This is a genomic window from Saccharopolyspora sp. NPDC050642 (genome assembly GCF_040654735.1).
GTDB classification, from domain to species: Bacteria; Actinomycetota; Actinomycetes; order Mycobacteriales; family Pseudonocardiaceae; genus Saccharopolyspora; species Saccharopolyspora elongata.
The window spans coordinates 203,599-220,050 of the sequence record NZ_JBFAIN010000003.1; the positions used below are offsets into that span (position 1 = coordinate 203,599).

A 16,452-nucleotide genomic window follows, 5' to 3' on the forward strand; every position below is an offset into this window, starting at 1 on the left:
TCTCGATTTCCCATGCGGTTGCGGTGTCTTGCGGTGGATCAGGTGTTGAAGTACTTCGCCTCGGGGTGGTGGGCGATGATCGCGTCGGTGGACTGCTCGGGGTGCAGCTGGAACTCCTCCGAGAGCACCACGCCGATGCGCTCGGCCTCCAGCAGGTCGACGATCTTGGCCCGGTCCTCGATGTCCGGGCAGGCGCCGTAGCCGAAGGAGTACCGCGCGCCGCGGTAGCCGAGCTTGAAGAACTCCTGCACGTCGGCCGGGTCCTCCTCGGCCACCGAACCGCCGGCGGCCCACAGGAGTTCCCGCCGGACACGGCGGTGCCAGTACTCGGCCAGCGCCTCGGTGAGCTGCACGCCCATGCCGTGCACCTCCAGGTAGTCCCGGTAGGCGTTCTTGGCGAACAGCTCGTTGGCGTAGTCGGCGATCGGCTGCCCCATGGTGACCAGCTGCACCGGCAGCACGTCCACCTGGCCGGTTCGCTCGGCCTGCTCGCGCGTCCGGAAGAAGTCCGCCAGGCACAGCCGCCGGTCGCGCTTCTGCCGCGGGAAGAAGAACCGGTGCCGCTCCTGGGCGTCCGGCTCGTCCTTGTCCAGCACCACGAGGTGGTTTCCCTCGGTCACACAAGGGAAGTAGCCGTAGACGACGGCGGCGTGCTGCAGGATGCCCGCGGTGGACAGCTCGTCGATCCAGTGGCGCAGCCGCGGCCGGCCCTCCGATTCGACGAGTTCCTCGTAGGACGGCCCTTCGCCCTTCTTCGCGCCGCGCAGGCCCCACTGGCCGAAGAACGTGGCCCGCTCGTCCAGCAGCGCCAGGTAGTCGGCGACCGCGACGCCCTTGACCACCTTCGAGCCCCAGAACGGCGGCGTCGGCACCGGCGCTTCGGCGTCCACATCGGACCGCGTGGTGTCGGTGTACTCCGGCTCGGGTCCCTGCTCCGCCTTGCGCTTCTCGGCGATGCGCATAGACCGCTCGCGGCGGGCCTTGCGCTCGGCCTTCTTCTCCCGCTCGGCCGCGTCTTCGGCAGGCGCGTCACCGCGCTTGACCGACATGATGCGGTCCATCAGGTGCAGGCCTTCGAAGGCGTCCTTCGCATAACGCACATCGCCCTGGTAGACCTCGTCCAGGTCGTTCTCCACATAGGACCTGGTGAGCGCCGCCCCACCCAGCATCACCGGGTACTTCTCGGACATTCCCCTGGAGTTGAGCTCCTCCAGGTTCTCCTTCATGATCACGGTCGACTTCACCAGCAGCCCGGACATGCCGATGGCGTCGACCTCGTGCTCCTCGGCGGCGTCCAGGATCGCGTTGATCGGCTGCTTGATGCCGATGTTGACCACGTCGTAGCCGTTGTTGGACACGATGATGTCGACGAGGTTCTTGCCGATGTCGTGCACGTCGCCCTTGACCGTGGCCAGCAGCAGCTTGCCCTTGCCGCCGGAGTCGTCCTTCTCCATGTGCGGTTCGAGGCACGCGACGGCGGCCTTCATGACCTCGGCGGACTGCAGCACGAACGGCAGCTGCATCTGCCCGGAGCCGAACAGCTCACCGACGACCTTCATGCCGGCCAGCAGGTTCTCGTTGACGATGTCGAGCGGCTTCTTCTCCTTCATCGCCTCGTCGAGGTCCGCCTCCAGGCCGTTGCGCTCGCCATCGACGATCCGCCGCTCCAGCCGCTCGAACAGCGGCAGCTTGGCCAGTTCCTCGGCCCGCGAGGCGCTGCTGGACTTCGCGGTCTTGCCTTCGAAGAGCTCCATCAGCTTCTGCAGCGGGTCGTAGCCCTCGCGGCGCCGGTCGTAGACCAGGTCGAGCGCGACCTCCCGCTGCTCGTCCTGGATCTTGTTCATCGGCAGGATCTTCGAAGCGTTCAGGATCGCGGTGTCCAGGCCGGCTTCCCGGCATTCGTTGAGGAACACCGAGTTCAGCACCTGACGTGCCGCCGGGTTGAGCCCGAACGAGACGTTGGACAGGCCGAGCGTGGTCTGGACGTCCGGATGGCGCTTCTTGAGCTCCCGGATCGCGTTGATCGTCTCGATGGCGTCCTTGCGGACCTCTTCCTGACCGGTGGTGATCGGGAAGACCAGGCAGTCGATGATGATCGCGGACTTCTCCAGACCCCAGTTGGTGGTCATGTCCTCGATCAGCCGTTCGGCGACCCGCAGCTTCCACTCGGCGGTGCGCGCCTGGCCTTCCTCGTCGATGCAGGTCACCACCACGGTGGCACCGTGCTCGACGACGAGCTTCATCACGCGCTCGTACCGCGAGCCCGGCTCGTGACCGTCCTCGTAGTTCACCGAGTTGACCGCGCACCGGCCGCCCAGGTGATCCAGACCTGCCTCGATCACGTCCGGCTCCGTGGAGTCCACCATGATCGGCAGGGTCGAGGAGGTGGCCAGGCGCGACGCCAGCTCCCGCATGTCGACCGTGCCATCGCGGCCGACGTAGTCCACGCACAGGTCCAGCATGTGGGCGCCTTCGCGCGTCTGGGACTTGGCGATCTCCACGCAGTCGTCGTAACGGCCTTCCAGCATCGCCTCGCGGAACGCCTTGGAACCGTTGGTGTTCGTCCGCTCGCCGATGTTGAGGATCGACGCGTCCTGTTCGAACGGCACCGCCTGGTACATCGACGAGATCGACGGGACGTGCTCCGGCTCGCGCACCTTCGGCGCCAGCGAGCCGACCGCCTCGGCCACGGCGCGCACGTGGTCGGTGGTGGTGCCGCAGCAGCCACCGACCAGCCGGGCGCCGAAGTCGTTGACGAACCCGACCAGCGCCTCGGCCAGCTCGTCGGGCTGCAGCGGGTACACCGCGCCGTTGGGGCCGAGCTGGGGCAGGCCCGCGTTGGGCATCACCGAGATCGGGATCCGGGAGTTCTGCGCCAGCACCCGCAGGTGCTCGCTCATCTCCGCCGGGCCGGTCGCGCAGTTCATCCCGATCAGGTCGATGCCCAGCGGCTCCAGCGCGGTCAGCGCCGCGCCGATCTCCGAGCCGACCAGCATCGTGCCGGTGGTCTCCACCGTGACCTGCGCGATGATCGGCAGCCACCGGCCGGTCTGGGCCATCGCCCGCTTCGCCGCCACGATCGCGGCCTTGGTCTGCAACAGGTCCTGGGAGGTCTCCACCAGCACCACGTCGATGCCGCCGTCGAGCATGCCCAGCACCTGCTCGACGTAGGCGTCGCGCAGCACGGGGTAAGGCGCGTGGCCCAGCGTCGGCAGCTTCGTGCCCGGGCCGACCGAACCGAGCACGAACCGCGGCCGCTCCGGCGTCGAGTACTCGTCGGCGGCCTCGCGGGCCAGCGCCGAACCCCTCTCCGCCAGCTCCCGGATCCGCTCCGGGATGTCGTACTCGCCGAGGTTCGCCAGGTTCGCGCCGAAGGTGTTGGTCTCGATCGCGTCCGAGCCCGCCTCCAGGTAGCCCCGGTAGATCGAGGACACCACGTCGGGCCGCGTGACGTTCAGGATCTCGTTGCAGCCCTCCAGGTTGGCGAAGTCGTCCAACGTCAGGTCGAACGCCTGCAGCGCGGTACCCATGCCGCCATCGGCGACGAGGACCCGCTCGCCGATGGCGGTCAGGAACCCGCTCGGATCGTTCTGCCGGTCTGCCATCCCCTGCTACTCCCCGTTCTCAGCCGAGCTTCGACTGGACCTCGGCCGCGGCGGCGTCACCGTACGCCTCGGCGATGCGCGCGACGAACGAGTCGCGCTCCACCTGGTACTCCTGCGGACCGTCGGTCTCCAGCGAGACGGTCGCCAGCGTGCAGCCCAGCTGCAGCGAACGCTCCAGGTCGAGGTCGTGGTACAGCCCCGCGAGGAACCCGCTGCGCAGCGCGTCGCCGACGCCGGTCGGGTCGCCCTTCTGCTTCTCCTTCGGCGGCGCGACCTCGACGGTCGGCTCCGACTTGGACTCCACCTGCACGCCCTTCGGGCCCAGCGAGGTCACCCACAGGCCGACGCGTTCCAGCACGTCGGCGTGCGTCCAGCCGGTGCTCTGCAGCAGCAGGCCGTGCTCGTACTCGTTGGTGAAGAGGTATTCCGCGCCCTCGACGAGCCGGCGGATCTCCTCGCCCTCCATCCGGGCCAGCTGCTGGCCGGGGTCGGCGACGAACCGGTAGCCGCGGTCCCGGCACTCCTCGGTGTGCCGCACCATCGCCGCCGGGTCGTTGGGCGAGATCACCACCACGTCGAGGCCGCCCAGCCGGTCGGCGACCGGCTTGAGCTCGATCTCGCGGGCCTCGGCCATCGCCCCGGCGTAGAACGAGGCGAACTGGTTGTCGTCGAGGTCGGTGGTGCAGATGAACCGCGCGGTGTGCTTGGTATCGGAGACGTACACCGACGCGGTGTCCACCCCGTGCCGCTCCAGCCACCCGCGGTACTCGTCGAAGTCCTGGCCGACGGCGCCGACGAGGGCCGAGCCAACGCCCAGCTGGCCGAGACCGAAGGTGATGTTGGCCGCGATGCCGCCGCGCCGCACCTCCAGGTCGTCGACCAGGAACGACAGCGACACCTGGTGGAGCCGATCCGCGACGAGCTGATCGGTGAACCTACCGGGATAGGACATCAGGTGGTCGGTGGCGATCGAACCGGTCACCGCAATCCGCACTGCTCTACTCCTTCACCAGGGCCGGCCGCCGCTGCGGCGCCGACCTTTGAAGCTCCATTGGACCCCGTCGCCGCTCACGCCGGACCGCGGGGCGCGATCGGCGCGCCCCGCAGCCTGCCGCCACGGCTCCCGAAGGTCGACGTCAGATACCGGCGGCGCTCTTCAGCGCCTCAGCCCGGTCGGTGCGCTCCCAGGGCAGGTCGACGTCACTGCGCCCGAAGTGACCGTACGCTGCCGTCTGCGCGTAGATCGGCCGCAAGAGGTCCAGGTCACGCACGATGGCGGCGGGCCGCAGGTCGAAGACCTCGTTGACCGCGGCCTGGATCTTCACCGGGTCGACGTTCTCGGTGCCGAAGGTCTCGACGAACAGGCCCACCGGCGCGGCCTTGCCGATCGCGTAGGCGACCTGCACCTCGATGCGGCTGGCCAGCCCGGCCGCCACCGCGTTCTTGGCCACCCAGCGCATCGCGTACGCCGCGGAGCGGTCCACCTTCGACGGGTCCTTGCCGGAGAAGGCGCCGCCGCCGTGGCGGGCCATGCCGCCGTAGGTGTCGACGATGATCTTCCGGCCGGTCAGGCCCGCGTCGCCCATCGGGCCACCCACCACGAACCGGCCGGTCGGGTTCACCAGCAGCCGGGTGTCGGTGGAGTCCAGGCCGACCCGCTCGATCTCCGGGTCGATGACCTTCGCCTTGATGTCGCCCGCCAGCATGCCCTCGAGGTCGATGTCGGCGGCGTGCTGCGTGGACAGCACCACGGTGTCCAGGCGAACCGGCTGGTCACCGGCGTACTCGATGGTCACCTGCGTCTTGCCGTCCGGCCGCAGGTACGGCAGCACCCCGTCCTTGCGGACCCGGGTCAGCCGCCGCGACAGCCGGTGCGCCAGCGCGATCGGCAGCGGCATCAGCTCGTCGGTGTCGGTGCAGGCGTAGCCGAACATCAGGCCCTGGTCGCCGGCGCCCTGCTTGGCGATCTCGTCGATGACGCCCTCGACGCGGGACTCGTGCGCGTCGTCGACGCCCTGCGCGATGTCCGGTGACTGGGAGCCGATGGCGACGTTCACACCGCAGGAGGCACCGTCGAAGCCCTTGGCGGAGGAGTCGTAGCCGATCTCCAGGATCTTCTCCCGCACGATCGTCGGGATGTCCGCGTAAGCGTCGGTGGTCACCTCACCGGCCACGTGCACCTGGCCGGTGGTCACCAGCGTCTCCACCGCGACCCGCGACCGCGGGTCCTGGGCCAACAACGCGTCCAGCACGGCGTCGCTGATCGCATCGCAGATCTTGTCCGGGTGCCCCTCGGTCACCGATTCACTGGTGAACAACCTGCGGTTGATCTCACTCACGACTGCTCCTCACCTCACAGCTGATGCAGCACTGATCCTTGCGTACGGTAGTGACGAAAACAGGCAGGGGGTCTCAGCTGACTGTTTCCAGACTCGTCTTGCGTGGCGATACCGGTAGCGGAACCTCAGACGCCACCTGGGCTCCGGGATCCCCGACTTGCGTATGACCATCTCCGACATCGTTCTCAGGCGCGGGCGTGGATGATGCCCCAGGAGAGGTTGCCCGCCTTGCCACCTGCGACCCAGTTCTTCAGACCCGTCTTCATCTTGGTGCGGTATTCGTCGCTGATCCGGTCCGCCAGCTCCGCTTCCCGGCTCTCGAGTACTTCTAGAACGCGCCCATAGTGAACGGCTAGGAACTCGGTCAGGTCTTCGAAGTCGAAGTTCTGCAGGCCGAGGCGGGCCAGCTCGCGGCGGTAGAAGCCGGGCGAGCCCATCGTCTCCAGGTTCAGCCGGTCCAGGATCGGCCCGAGGTCCTTCGACTTGGCGCCGTCGGCGGCCATCGGGTCGGTGAAGATGAAGGAGCCGCCGCCCTTGAGCACGCGGGACACCTCCTCCAGGACCCGCTCCCGGTCGCCGCTGTGCAGGATCGCGTCCTGCGACCAGACGATGTCGAAGGCGTTGTCCTGGAACGGGATGTCCTCGAAGGAACCGTCCTTGACCTCGATCAGCTCGTCCAGCCCCGCGGCCCGGGTGAACTCGAGGTTCCGGGCGTTCTCGACCTCGCTGAGGTTCAGGCAGGACACCTTGCAGCCGTAGGTCGCGGCGAGGTGGCGGGCCGCGCCGCCGTAGCCGGAGCCGATGTCCAGGACGCGGGTGTCCGGGGTGATCTCGACCTTGGCGGCCATCCGCTCCACGGTGCGCCGCGAGGCGCTGTCGATGTCCTCGTCCGGGGTCTGGTAGAGGCCGATGTGAATGTCGTTTCCGCCCCAGACGTGGTAGTAGAAGTTGTCCGCGTCCTCGGAATTGTAGTAATCCCGCGCGGTGTGCACCGCGGTCGAGTACACGTCGGAGAGCTCTTCGTCCGGGCGGTACTTCTTCTCCGCCACGTGGATGAAGAAGTCGGGTTCGGCGTCGTGGTAGGTCTCCTGGAAATCGCCGTAGGTGTCGATCCGCTGGAAGCCGACTTCGCGCATGAGCCGTCGCGTGTAGTTCTTCCGCAGCGGGTACATGTTCAAGAAGAATTCAGATTTGTCCGGGAACGTGTACTTGAAGCGCGCCAGGCCCTCGTCGATGTAATCGGGCTCCGCGGAGACGTCCTCGCCGGCGTAGTAGTAGGTGTGCTTCGACGAGAATCCGTTGTCCAGAATCGAGTCGTAATTCCGTTGATCGATGATCAGCACGCCGTCGTGCTTGAGCATCGCGTAGAACTCGGCGAGGGCTTTGCGCCGATCCCGTTCGGAGAACAGGTGCGTGAAGGAGTTGCCGAGGCAGATGATCGCGTCGTACTCGCCGTGGACGTCACGATTCAGCCAGCGCCAGTCCGCGTGCACCACGCGGAGGATGTGGCCGCCGTAGGTCAGTCCGTTGCTGAACGCCTTGGCGAGCATCTGCGGGCTGCCGTCCGCGCTGACGGCGTCGAAGCCCTCCTCCAGCAGCCGCACGGAGTGGAAACCGGTGCCGGTGGCGACGTCGAGCACCGAGCGGACGCCACGGGCCTTGAGCTGGTCGATGAAGAACGAGCCCTCGCTCTGGTAGCGCTTCTTCCAGTCGATCAGCTCGTCCCACTTCTCGACGAAACCGCCGACGTACTCGTACGTGTAGTGGTCAGATTCGCGCACTTCCAACGGGTTCTCGCCGAACACCTGCTCCTCGCGCGCCACCAGATCAGCGGTGTCCTGAGATCCGGGCTGCTCACTCGAAGCAAGATCGTCCACGCTCTTCGCCATTCTTCACTCCCACCACTCACGTTGGTCATGCGCCACCGCAGAACTCGGGGCCGCGCAAATCCGTGCCCCGAGCTCGTCTCGTGGCCGTGTCGGGTCGCCACTGCGAAAAAAGGCAACGCCCGTACCGGCGTGGGCAGCCGAGAAACGCTCAAGGCCGCAACACCTACGCCGATCACTTCCGGTCGGCACCCTTGCCGACCGGCCCTGACGCGGTATTCCTGCGTCGGTTAACTAACCTAGGCGAAGGAGATCGCAAAGCAAGCGTACGAACGTGTGACGCTAATCACCGGAATACGATGAATGCGTGATTTCCACTGTCACCCTGGGTGAATAAATGCGCTGCCACCTGCGCCGATTCGGCGCATTTTCGAGAGGCGCAGCGATCACGCGAGTGCAGAATGTCAGCGATCTGTGTATACTGGCGCCCGCTTTGCCTTACCACAACAACTGCAAATTACACAACCGCGATTCCCGTCAAAATTATGAAGACTGGGCAGCGTGGCGGTTGACTTTTTCTCTTTTCATTGAGTTCATCGCGGCGCGGAGCACAGATGTTACGGTGCCCGCCTCACGCATGCGAGCCATTTTTCCGCGCCGGATCCGGCCCACCGGCCGCCGGCCACCGCCCTCCCCCATCAGGCCTGCTTCACGCTCCCCCGCCGGGACGATCGGCGAAAAGGTTCCTCGCCGCATCGACCCTGGGGAAGTGTGGCACGCGCCCCCGGCGCGTGCCACCGCAGCAACGCCCGGCTCAGCCCTTCAGTTCGGGGAAGTCCTCTTCGCGGAATTCGCGGTTTTCACCGCCGGGTCCGTCACCGGATCCACCGCCGGACCGGTGCAGTTCATCCTCCCGGCCGCGCAGTTCGACCCGACGGATCTTGCCGGAGATCGTCTTCGGCAGCTCGTAGAACTCCAGCCGCCGCACCCGCTTGTAGGGGGCCAGGTGCTCGCGCGCGAAGCGCAGGATCGACAGCGCCGTCTCCGGCGTCGGCTCGTGCTGCCCGGCCAGTACCACGTACGCCTTCGGCACCGCGAGCCGGATCGGGTCCGGCGACGGCACCACCGCCGCCTCGGCCACCGCCTCGTGCTCCAGCAGGACGCTCTCCAGCTCGAACGGCGAGATCCGGTAGTCGGAGGCCTTGAACACGTCGTCGGTGCGCCCGACGTAGGTGATGTAGCCGTCGGCGTCCCGCGATCCGACGTCACCGGTGTGGTAGTGCCCGCCGCGGGTCACCTCGGCGGTGCGCTCGGTGTCGTCGGCGTAGCCGGTCATCAGCCCGACCGGGCGCGGCTGCAGCGCCAGGCAGATCTCGCCCTCCTCGGCCGGTTCCCCGGTGACCGGGTCGAGCAGCGCCACCTCGAAGCCGGGCAGCGGGCGGCCCATCGAGCCCGGCCGGACCGGCTGCCCGGGCGTGTTGGCGACCTGCACGCTGGTCTCGGTCTGGCCGAAGCCGTCCCGGATGGTCACCGACCAGGCGCGCCGCACCTGCTCGATGATCTCCGGGTTCAACGGCTCGCCCGCACCGACCACTTTGGACGGTGGCGTGGTCAGGGTGCCGAGGTCGGCCTGGATGAGCATCCGCCAGACCGTCGGCGGCGCGCAGAAGCTGGTGATGCCGCAGCGCTGCATCTGCGCCATCAGCCCGGCCGCGTCGAACCGGGTGTAGTTGTAGATGAACACCGTCGCCTCGGCGTTCCACGGCGCGAAGACGTTGCTCCACGCGTGCTTCGCCCACCCCGGCGAGGAGATGTTCAGGTGCACGTCGCCCGGCTCCAGCCCGATCCAGTACATGGTCGAGAGGTGGCCGATCGGGTAGGACACGTGGGTGTGCTCGACCAGCTTCGGCTTCGCCGTGGTGCCGGAGGTGAAGTAGAGCAGCATCGGGTCCTCGGCGCGGGTGGGCCCGTCCGGGGCGAACTCCGCGCCGGCCGCCGAACTGTCCGCATAGGACTCCCAGCCCGGCACCGGGTCGCCGACCGCGATGCGGGTGTAGTCGCCGGGCACGTCGGCGAACTTCGCCGCGTCGGCCGCGGTGGTGACCACGTGCCGGGCCCGGCCGCGGTCGATCCGGTCGCGCAGGTCGGCCGGGCCGAGCAGCGGGGTCGCCGGGATGATCACCGCGCCCAGCTTCATCGCGGCCAGGATCGTCTCCCACAGCTCGACCTGGTTGCCGAGCATCAGCACCAGCCGGTCGCCGCGGGACACACCGAGCCCGCGCAGCCAGTTGGCGACCTGGTTCGAACGGCGCGTCATGGCGCGGAAGGTCACCTGGTGCTCGCTGCCGTCGGCGTCGACGATCCACAGCGCGATGCCGTCGCGGCGCTCGCCGATCGTGTCGAACCAGTCCAGCGCCCAGTTGAACTCGGCCGGCTTCGGCCACTCGAAATCGCGGCGAGCGGTGTCGTAGTCCTCGCGGTGCCGCAGCAAGAAGTCCCGGGCGGTGCGGAACACCTCCGTCGCGATGCCTTGCTGGGCTGAGGAATAACCGGTCACGTGCACACCCTCCTGGACTCGGCTGATTCACCCGATCACTTGAGCGGGCCAACAACGTAACCTCATGAGCCCTACCGATCCACGGCGCTTGCTCCGATTTGCGGGCGCTCTTTCGGCCGCGTTGACTGTGCGTGCGTTCATGGTCATTGTTGTCGGTTGATGGTGATTGCTTTTCGCCTTCTTCGGCAAGTCGGTCTGGAGGCAATCGTGCTGCTGCGCGCCCTGCTGCTCACCATGCTGTTGGCCACCGCCTCCGGGATTCCCGCGACCGCCGCCGTGGCCGCCGATCCCTGGCGCCCGAAACCGCCGCCGCTGGCCACGCCGTGGACCGACGAGGTCGGCCCGGACAACGCCCTCCCCGAGTACCCGCGCCCGCAGCTGACCCGCGAGCGCTGGCTGAACCTCAACGGATTGTGGTCCTACGGCGGCGGATCGACCCCGCCGGCCGCGGCGACCGAGCAGATCCTGGTGCCCTTCCCGCCGGAATCCGGGCTCTCCGGCATCCAGCGCCACGACGACCACATGCTGTACCGGCGGACCTTCGAGGTGCCGCCGGACTGGTCGGGGCAGCGGCTGCTGCTGCACTTCGGCGCGGTGGACCAGAAGGCCGAGGTGTCGGTCAACGGCCGGACCGTCGCGGTGCACGAGGGCGGCTACACCGGGTTCAGCGCCGACATCACCGACGCGCTGCGCCCCGGCGCGAAGCAGGAACTCGCGGTGGCCGTCGAGGACCGCAACGACGCCAACCCGTACCCGGTGGGCAAGCAGCGCAACAAGGCGGGCGGGATCCTCTACACCGGCGCGTCCGGGATCTGGCAGACCGTCTGGCTCGAACCGGTGCCCGAGGCGCACATCGCCAAGCTCGACATCACCCCGGATCTGCGCGGTTTCGACCTGACCGCGCGCACTTCCGCGCGCGCCGGGCAACGGATCGAGGCGGTCGCCTTCGACGCCGAGGGCCGCGAGGTGGGGCGCGCCGACGGCCCGGCCGACACGGCGCTGCGGCTGGCGCTGGCCGATCCGCACCTGTGGACGCCCGACGACCCCTACCTCTACGACCTCGCGGTCCGGCTGGTCGGCGCCGACGGGCGCACCGTCGACACGGTCGGCAGCTACGCCGGGTTGCGCACCATCGAGCTGGTCGACGACTCGCAGGGGCGGCCGCGGATGGCGCTCAACGGCCGGATCCTGTTCCAGCACGGTCCGCTGGACCAGGGCTACTGGCCGGACGGGATCTACACCGCGCCCACCGACGAGGCGCTGCGGTTCGACCTCGCCGAGACCAAGCGGCTCGGGTTCAACATGGTGCGCAAGCACGTGAAGGTCGAGCCGGCCCGCTGGTACTACTGGACGGACCGGCTGGGCCTGCTGGTGTGGCAGGACATGCCGTCGCTGCCGATCGACCTCGCCGACCCGCCCGGCAGCAACCCGTCGCCCGGCGAGGAGGCCCGCGCGCACTTCCGCGACGAGCTCACCGCCATGATCGACCAGCTGCGCAGCGTCCCGTCCATCGTGGCCTGGGTGCCGTTCAACGAGGGCTGGGGCGAGTTCGACACGGCCGAGATCGCCGAACTGGTCCGGCGCACCGACCCGACCCGGCTGGTCAACGCCAACAGCGGGGTGAACTGCTGCTACTCGCTGCCGGACAGCGGCGCGGGCGACATCTACGACGACCACACCTATGTCGGCCCGGGCAGCCCGGAGGTGCGCGGCGAGCGGGCGTCGGTGGACGGCGAGTACGGCGGGCTGGGGCTGGTCGAGGAGGGCCACCTGTGGCCCGGGGAGCCCGGCGCGTACGAGATGACCAACAGCCGCGCCGAGCTGACCGACCGCTACGCCGAGGTCAGCGGCGACCTGGCCCGCATCGTCTCGACCAACGGCCTGTCCGCGGCGATCTACACCCAGACCACGGACGTGGAGAACGAGGTGAACGGCTTCTTCACCTACGACCGCCGGATCCTCAAGCCCAACCCGGACGTGGTCCGCGCCCGCAACCAGGCGGTGATCGACGCCGGCACGCCCTGACGACTGGCGACCCGGTCATCCACCGGCCACAGTGGATGGCGATCACCCGGGACCGGCGCGATTCCGCGAGAAATCGGCCGCCACCCGGGTGAACGTCGATTTCTCGCGGAATCGCGCACTCCCCAGGAGGTCCAGGATGCGACGTTTCAGCCGGCGGGCCGCGCTCGCCACCGCTGCCGGTGCGACCACCGCCGCCGCGCTCAGCGGCAGCGCCATCGCGCAGCCGGCCGATCCGGGCGGCGGCCGGTGGACGGCGAACGGGCGGCTGTACGAGATCCGCTCCGGGCGGCAGCGGGCCGTGATCGCCGGGGTGTCGGCGACGCTGCTGTCGTGGCAGGTCGACGGCGTCGAAATGCTGCTGACGCACCCGGCCGACGACGTCGGCGAGGGCTACCAGGGCAAGACGATCCTGCCCTGGCCCAACCGGATCGACCACGGCCGCTACACCTTCGGCGGTGAGGAGCTGCAGGTCCCGATCAACGAGCCGGAGCGGGACACGGCGCTGCACGGGCTGATGAGCTTCGTGGAGTGGCAGCCCGTGCGGCACCGCGCCGACGGCGTCGTCCTGGAGTACGTGCTGCCGCCGGACTACGGCTACCCGTTCCGGCTGGCGTTCCGGATCGAGTACGAAGTGGACGCTGCCGGGGTGCGAAGCACGTTGAGCGCCAAGAACATCGGCGACACCGCCGCCCCGTTCGGCACCGCCAACCACACCTACCTCGGCGCCGGCGGGGACCGCATCGACGACATCGTCTTCGAGCTGCCCGCCGACACCTACTACGTCGTCGACGACCGGCTGATCCCCACCGGCACCGCCCCGGTCGAGGGCACCGACTACGACTTCCGGTCGTCGCGCCCGATCGGAGCGACCGAAATGGACACCGCGTTCACCGGGCTGAGCCGCGGCGCCGACGGTGGCGCGGTGGTGCGGTTCGCCCGCCCGGACGGCGTGACCGCCGAGCTCTGGGTCGACCGCACGCACGGCTACCTGCAGGTCTACACCGACGACAGCCCGGCGACCGACCGCCCGGGGCGGGCCGGGATCACCGTGGAGCCGATGACGTGCGCGCCGAACGCGTTCGTCACCGGCGACGGCCTGATCACCCTGCGGCCTGGCGCGACCCACCGCGGCACCTGGGGTTACCGCATCGCGGACTGATCACGAGGCGTCCACACCGTAGGCCTTGGCCAGGTCGTCGAGGACCCGGTTGGCGGCCTGCACGCCGATGCCCGACATCCAGGTCTCGTCGGGAACCGGGAACACCCGGTTGTTGCGGACCGCGTTCATCCGGGTCCACAGCGCGCTGGATTCCACGGCCTTCTGCTGGGTCTTCTCCGGCGACACCGCGGTGGTGACGAAAACGGTGTCCGCGTCGGCCATGTCGATGAGCTCGGGGCTGATCTCGTTGTCGAACTCGTCGGCGTTCTGCGATGGCGGCCGGGCCATCCCGGCGTCGGCGAGGACCACGCCCGAGAAGTTCGACTTCTGGTAGAGCCGGATCTTGCCCGCCATGAAGCGGGTCACCGACACCGTCGGGGCGGTGCCGCCGTTCTTGGCGATGATGGCGTCGCCGATCCGCTTCGCCCGGGCCTCGTAGGCCTGCAGCGCGGCCTGCGCTTCGGCCTCCTTGCCGAGCGCCGCGGCGTGCACGGCGAGGTTCTGCTTCCAGGGGAAGCCGGTCGTCTCGGTCAGCACCGTCGGCGCGATCCGGGCCAGCTGCTCGTAGAGGGCGTCGTGGCGGACCCTGCTGGTGAGGATCAGGTCCGGCTTGAGCGAGGTGATCAGCTCCAGCTTCGGCGAGTCCGACGGGCCGACCAGGGCGGTATCGCCGAGCTTGTCCCGCAGGTAGGCCGGGAACGCCTCGCCGGTGGACAGGTGCGGCGGGATCGCCGCGACCGGTGTGATCCCCAGCAGCGTCACCGAATCCAGTTCGGCGGTGTCGAGCACGACCACGCGCTCCGGCTTCTTCGGGATGGTCACCTCGCCCTTGGCGGTGGCGATGGTCCGCGGGAAGCCCGCTCCCGGTTCGGCGGCCGGGGCGGCTCCGTTCGGCGCGGCGCCGCCGCAGGCCGCGGTCAGCGCGACCAGCCCGGCGGCGACCAGTGCGCCCGCGGTGCGCACGATTCGTCGTTGGCGCATCTGGGTTTCCTCTCGATCGGGGTTGAACGTCGACACCGCCGACGCGCCCCCCGCGACCGGCGAAACCGCACGAACCTTAATTAGGCAAGCCTTCCCTGATCAAGGGGATGTGTTTCCGGCCCCGCTGCTCTATGATCCGCCGTTCGGCGCACCAGTAGAGTGACCGGGTGGCCGAGTACATCCAGATCCCGACTCCTGCCGGGAAGTTCGACGCCCTGACCGCCGGTCCCGAGGACGGCCGCCCGGTGCTGCTGCTGCACGGCTTCCCGGAGGCCGCGGTGCAGTGGAGCGAGCAGCTGTCGGTGCTCGGCGGCGCGGAGTGCTTCGCGGTGGCGCCGGACCAGCGCGGCTACTCCCCCGGCGCGCGGCCCGAGCAGGCGACCGACTACCGGCTGGCCGATCTGGTCGGCGATGTGCTGGCCATCGCCGAGCACTTCGGCTGGCAGCGCTTCGACCTGGTCGGCCACGACCTCGGCGCGATCGTCGCGTGGGCGACGGCGGCCGAGCACCCGGACCGCGTCCGCACCCTGACGGCGGTGTCGGTGCCGCACCCCGACCCGTTCTTCGACGCCATCCGGTCCGACGAGGACCAGCACCAGCGGTCGGGCTACATGCAGGTCTTCCAGTCCTCGGGCGCGGAGAAGACGCTGCTGGCCGACAACGCCAAGAAGCTGCGGCAGATCTACTACCCCGGCGTGCCCCAGCACCACGTCGACGACTACGTCCAGCGGCTCACCGAGCCGGGCGCGTTGACCGCGGCGCTGAACTGGTACCGGGCCATGCGCTACAGCGGCCGGATCGGCCCGGTCGAGGTGCCGACGCTGTACGTCTGGAGCACCGAGGACACCGCGATCGGTTCGACGGCGGCGCTGGCCACGGGCGACCACGTCACCGGGCCCTACCGGTTCGAGATGCTGGAGGACGTCTCGCACTGGATCCCGGAGGAGGCCCCGGACACCCTCACCCGCCTGCTCCTCCAGCACCTGGTGGCCCACCAGGCGTGACGGGTCCGCGGGCGCTCAGTCCGCGGCGGGCAGGGCGTCGGCGAGGAACTGGACGAACTCGGTGCCGACCGCCTCGAACACCGCGCCCTCGTGGCCGCCGGGCAGGAAGGTGACCACCGGGGTGTTCGGGTACCGCTCGATCAGCTGGTCGATGCCGTCCAGGAACGGGTCCGAGTCGCCGGTCCACACGCCGACCGGCACGCCGCCGAGGTCGTCGAGGCGGCGCAACGGGTCCGCGGCCAGCCACTCCTGCTCGGTGGCGAAGGCCTCCTTCTCCCGCATGCCCTCCCAGCTCACCTGCAGCGCGGGCGCGACCTCCCCGACCGCGGCGACCGGGTGACCCGCCAGGTTGCGGTCCGCCGCGTAGTTCAGCGCGCCGAAGCCGCCGGTGGAGATGCCCGCGACGGCGAACGGCCGGCCGTCGGCGTCGCCCAGGCCGCGCTCGCTCAGCCAGCGCGGCAGCTCCTCCTGGAGCATGGCGGCGAGGTCGCCGTTGGCCGATCCGTCGTTCCAGTACGGGTTGTAGCCGCCGTCGAGGACGGCGAAGCCGAACGCCGGGATCGTGCCTTCGCGGTGCAGCCGTTCGAGCGAGGCCAGCGTGTCGTACGGGATCGGGGTGGGCTGGACGCCGTCACGGCCGTGCAGGTAGAGCACGATCGGCAGGTCCTCGGTGGATTCGAGGCCGCGCGGGTAGGCGAGGTAGAGCTCCACCGGGACACCGCGGTGCTTGGAGTGCAAGTACTCCGTGCGGATGACCGGCATGTCCTGTTCGGACAGTGCGGGCTCGACGACCGGCACCGGTGGCGGCGCGTCCGCGACGGGCGGCGCTGCGCAACCGGACAGACCCGCGACCAGCAGCACCGGCATCAGCAAGCGCCGGGAGATCCGTTCGCGAGCCACGCCACCTCCACCGTCCGGTTGGTCCGGTTCACCAGCCTAACCGCGTTCGTCGCTTG

Annotated in this window: 10 protein-coding genes; 3 read left to right on the forward strand and 7 right to left on the reverse strand. The window is 69.1% G+C overall.

Annotated features, from left to right (window positions below):
* Positions 1–38 precede the first annotated feature (38 nt).
* The 5 genes from metH to AB0H93_RS07665 form a co-directional block, all read right to left on the reverse strand.
* The gene (metH, locus tag AB0H93_RS07645) at positions 39–3,605 is read right to left on the reverse strand and encodes a methionine synthase (RefSeq protein ID WP_358569029.1); all 3,567 of its coding nucleotides are present in this window, start codon (positions 3,603–3,605) and stop codon (positions 39–41) included.
* Between the two features lie 19 nt (positions 3,606–3,624).
* On the reverse strand, positions 3,625–4,599 hold the full coding sequence (locus AB0H93_RS07650; RefSeq protein ID WP_358569032.1) for a carbohydrate kinase family protein: 975 nt from the start codon (positions 4,597–4,599) through the stop codon (positions 3,625–3,627).
* A 142-nt stretch (positions 4,600–4,741) separates the two neighbouring features.
* Positions 4,742–5,944 (reverse strand): methionine adenosyltransferase, encoded by a 1,203-nt coding sequence (gene metK, locus AB0H93_RS07655; RefSeq protein ID WP_358569035.1) that lies wholly within the window; start codon positions 5,942–5,944, stop codon positions 4,742–4,744.
* Positions 5,945–6,129: 185 nt separating this feature from the next.
* Complete coding sequence (locus tag AB0H93_RS07660; protein ID WP_358569038.1) at positions 6,130–7,833, reverse strand: methyltransferase domain-containing protein; 1,704 nt, start codon at positions 7,831–7,833, stop codon at positions 6,130–6,132.
* 751 nt (positions 7,834–8,584) lie between these two features.
* Positions 8,585–10,333, reverse strand: a complete 1,749-nt coding sequence (locus tag AB0H93_RS07665) for an AMP-binding protein (protein ID WP_358569041.1) — start codon at positions 10,331–10,333, stop codon at positions 8,585–8,587.
* Between the two features lie 228 nt (positions 10,334–10,561).
* On the opposite strand from AB0H93_RS07665, the gene AB0H93_RS07670 reads away from it, so the two are divergent.
* Together AB0H93_RS07670 and AB0H93_RS07675 are read left to right on the forward strand one after the other, a co-directional pair.
* Positions 10,562–12,352, forward strand: coding sequence for a sugar-binding domain-containing protein (locus tag AB0H93_RS07670; protein ID WP_358569512.1), 1,791 nt, complete (start codon positions 10,562–10,564; stop codon positions 12,350–12,352).
* Between the two features lie 136 nt (positions 12,353–12,488).
* Positions 12,489–13,511, forward strand: coding sequence for an aldose 1-epimerase family protein (locus tag AB0H93_RS07675; RefSeq protein WP_358569044.1), 1,023 nt, complete (start codon positions 12,489–12,491; stop codon positions 13,509–13,511).
* Here AB0H93_RS07675 and AB0H93_RS07680 read toward each other — a convergent pair whose 3' ends face one another.
* Positions 13,512–14,492 (reverse strand): iron-siderophore ABC transporter substrate-binding protein, encoded by a 981-nt coding sequence (locus tag AB0H93_RS07680; RefSeq protein WP_358569047.1) that lies wholly within the window; start codon positions 14,490–14,492, stop codon positions 13,512–13,514. It abuts the gene before it with no gap.
* A 167-nt stretch (positions 14,493–14,659) separates the two neighbouring features.
* On the opposite strand from AB0H93_RS07680, the gene AB0H93_RS07685 reads away from it, so the two are divergent.
* The gene (locus tag AB0H93_RS07685) at positions 14,660–15,496 is read left to right on the forward strand and encodes an alpha/beta hydrolase (protein WP_358569050.1); all 837 of its coding nucleotides are present in this window, start codon (positions 14,660–14,662) and stop codon (positions 15,494–15,496) included.
* Positions 15,497–15,511: 15 nt separating this feature from the next.
* On the opposite strand, the gene AB0H93_RS07690 is transcribed toward AB0H93_RS07685, so the two are convergent.
* The gene (locus AB0H93_RS07690) at positions 15,512–16,396 is read right to left on the reverse strand and encodes an alpha/beta hydrolase-fold protein (RefSeq protein ID WP_358569053.1); all 885 of its coding nucleotides are present in this window, start codon (positions 16,394–16,396) and stop codon (positions 15,512–15,514) included.
* Positions 16,397–16,452 lie beyond the last annotated feature (56 nt).

Bases quoted from the DNA above. Each gene is read 5' to 3' on its own strand.
- AB0H93_RS07670 (WP_358569512.1), top strand. From the start codon at position 10,562: ATGCTGTTGGCCACCGCCTCCGGGATTCCCGCGACCGCCGCCGTGGCC.
- metH (WP_358569029.1), bottom strand. From the start codon at position 3,605: ATGGCAGACCGGCAGAACGATCCGAGCGGGTTCCTGACCGCCATCGGC.
- AB0H93_RS07680 (WP_358569047.1), bottom strand. From the start codon at position 14,492: ATGCGCCAACGACGAATCGTGCGCACCGCGGGCGCACTGGTCGCCGCC.
- AB0H93_RS07660 (WP_358569038.1), bottom strand. From the start codon at position 7,833: ATGGCGAAGAGCGTGGACGATCTTGCTTCGAGTGAGCAGCCCGGATCT.
- AB0H93_RS07675 (WP_358569044.1), top strand. From the start codon at position 12,489: ATGCGACGTTTCAGCCGGCGGGCCGCGCTCGCCACCGCTGCCGGTGCG.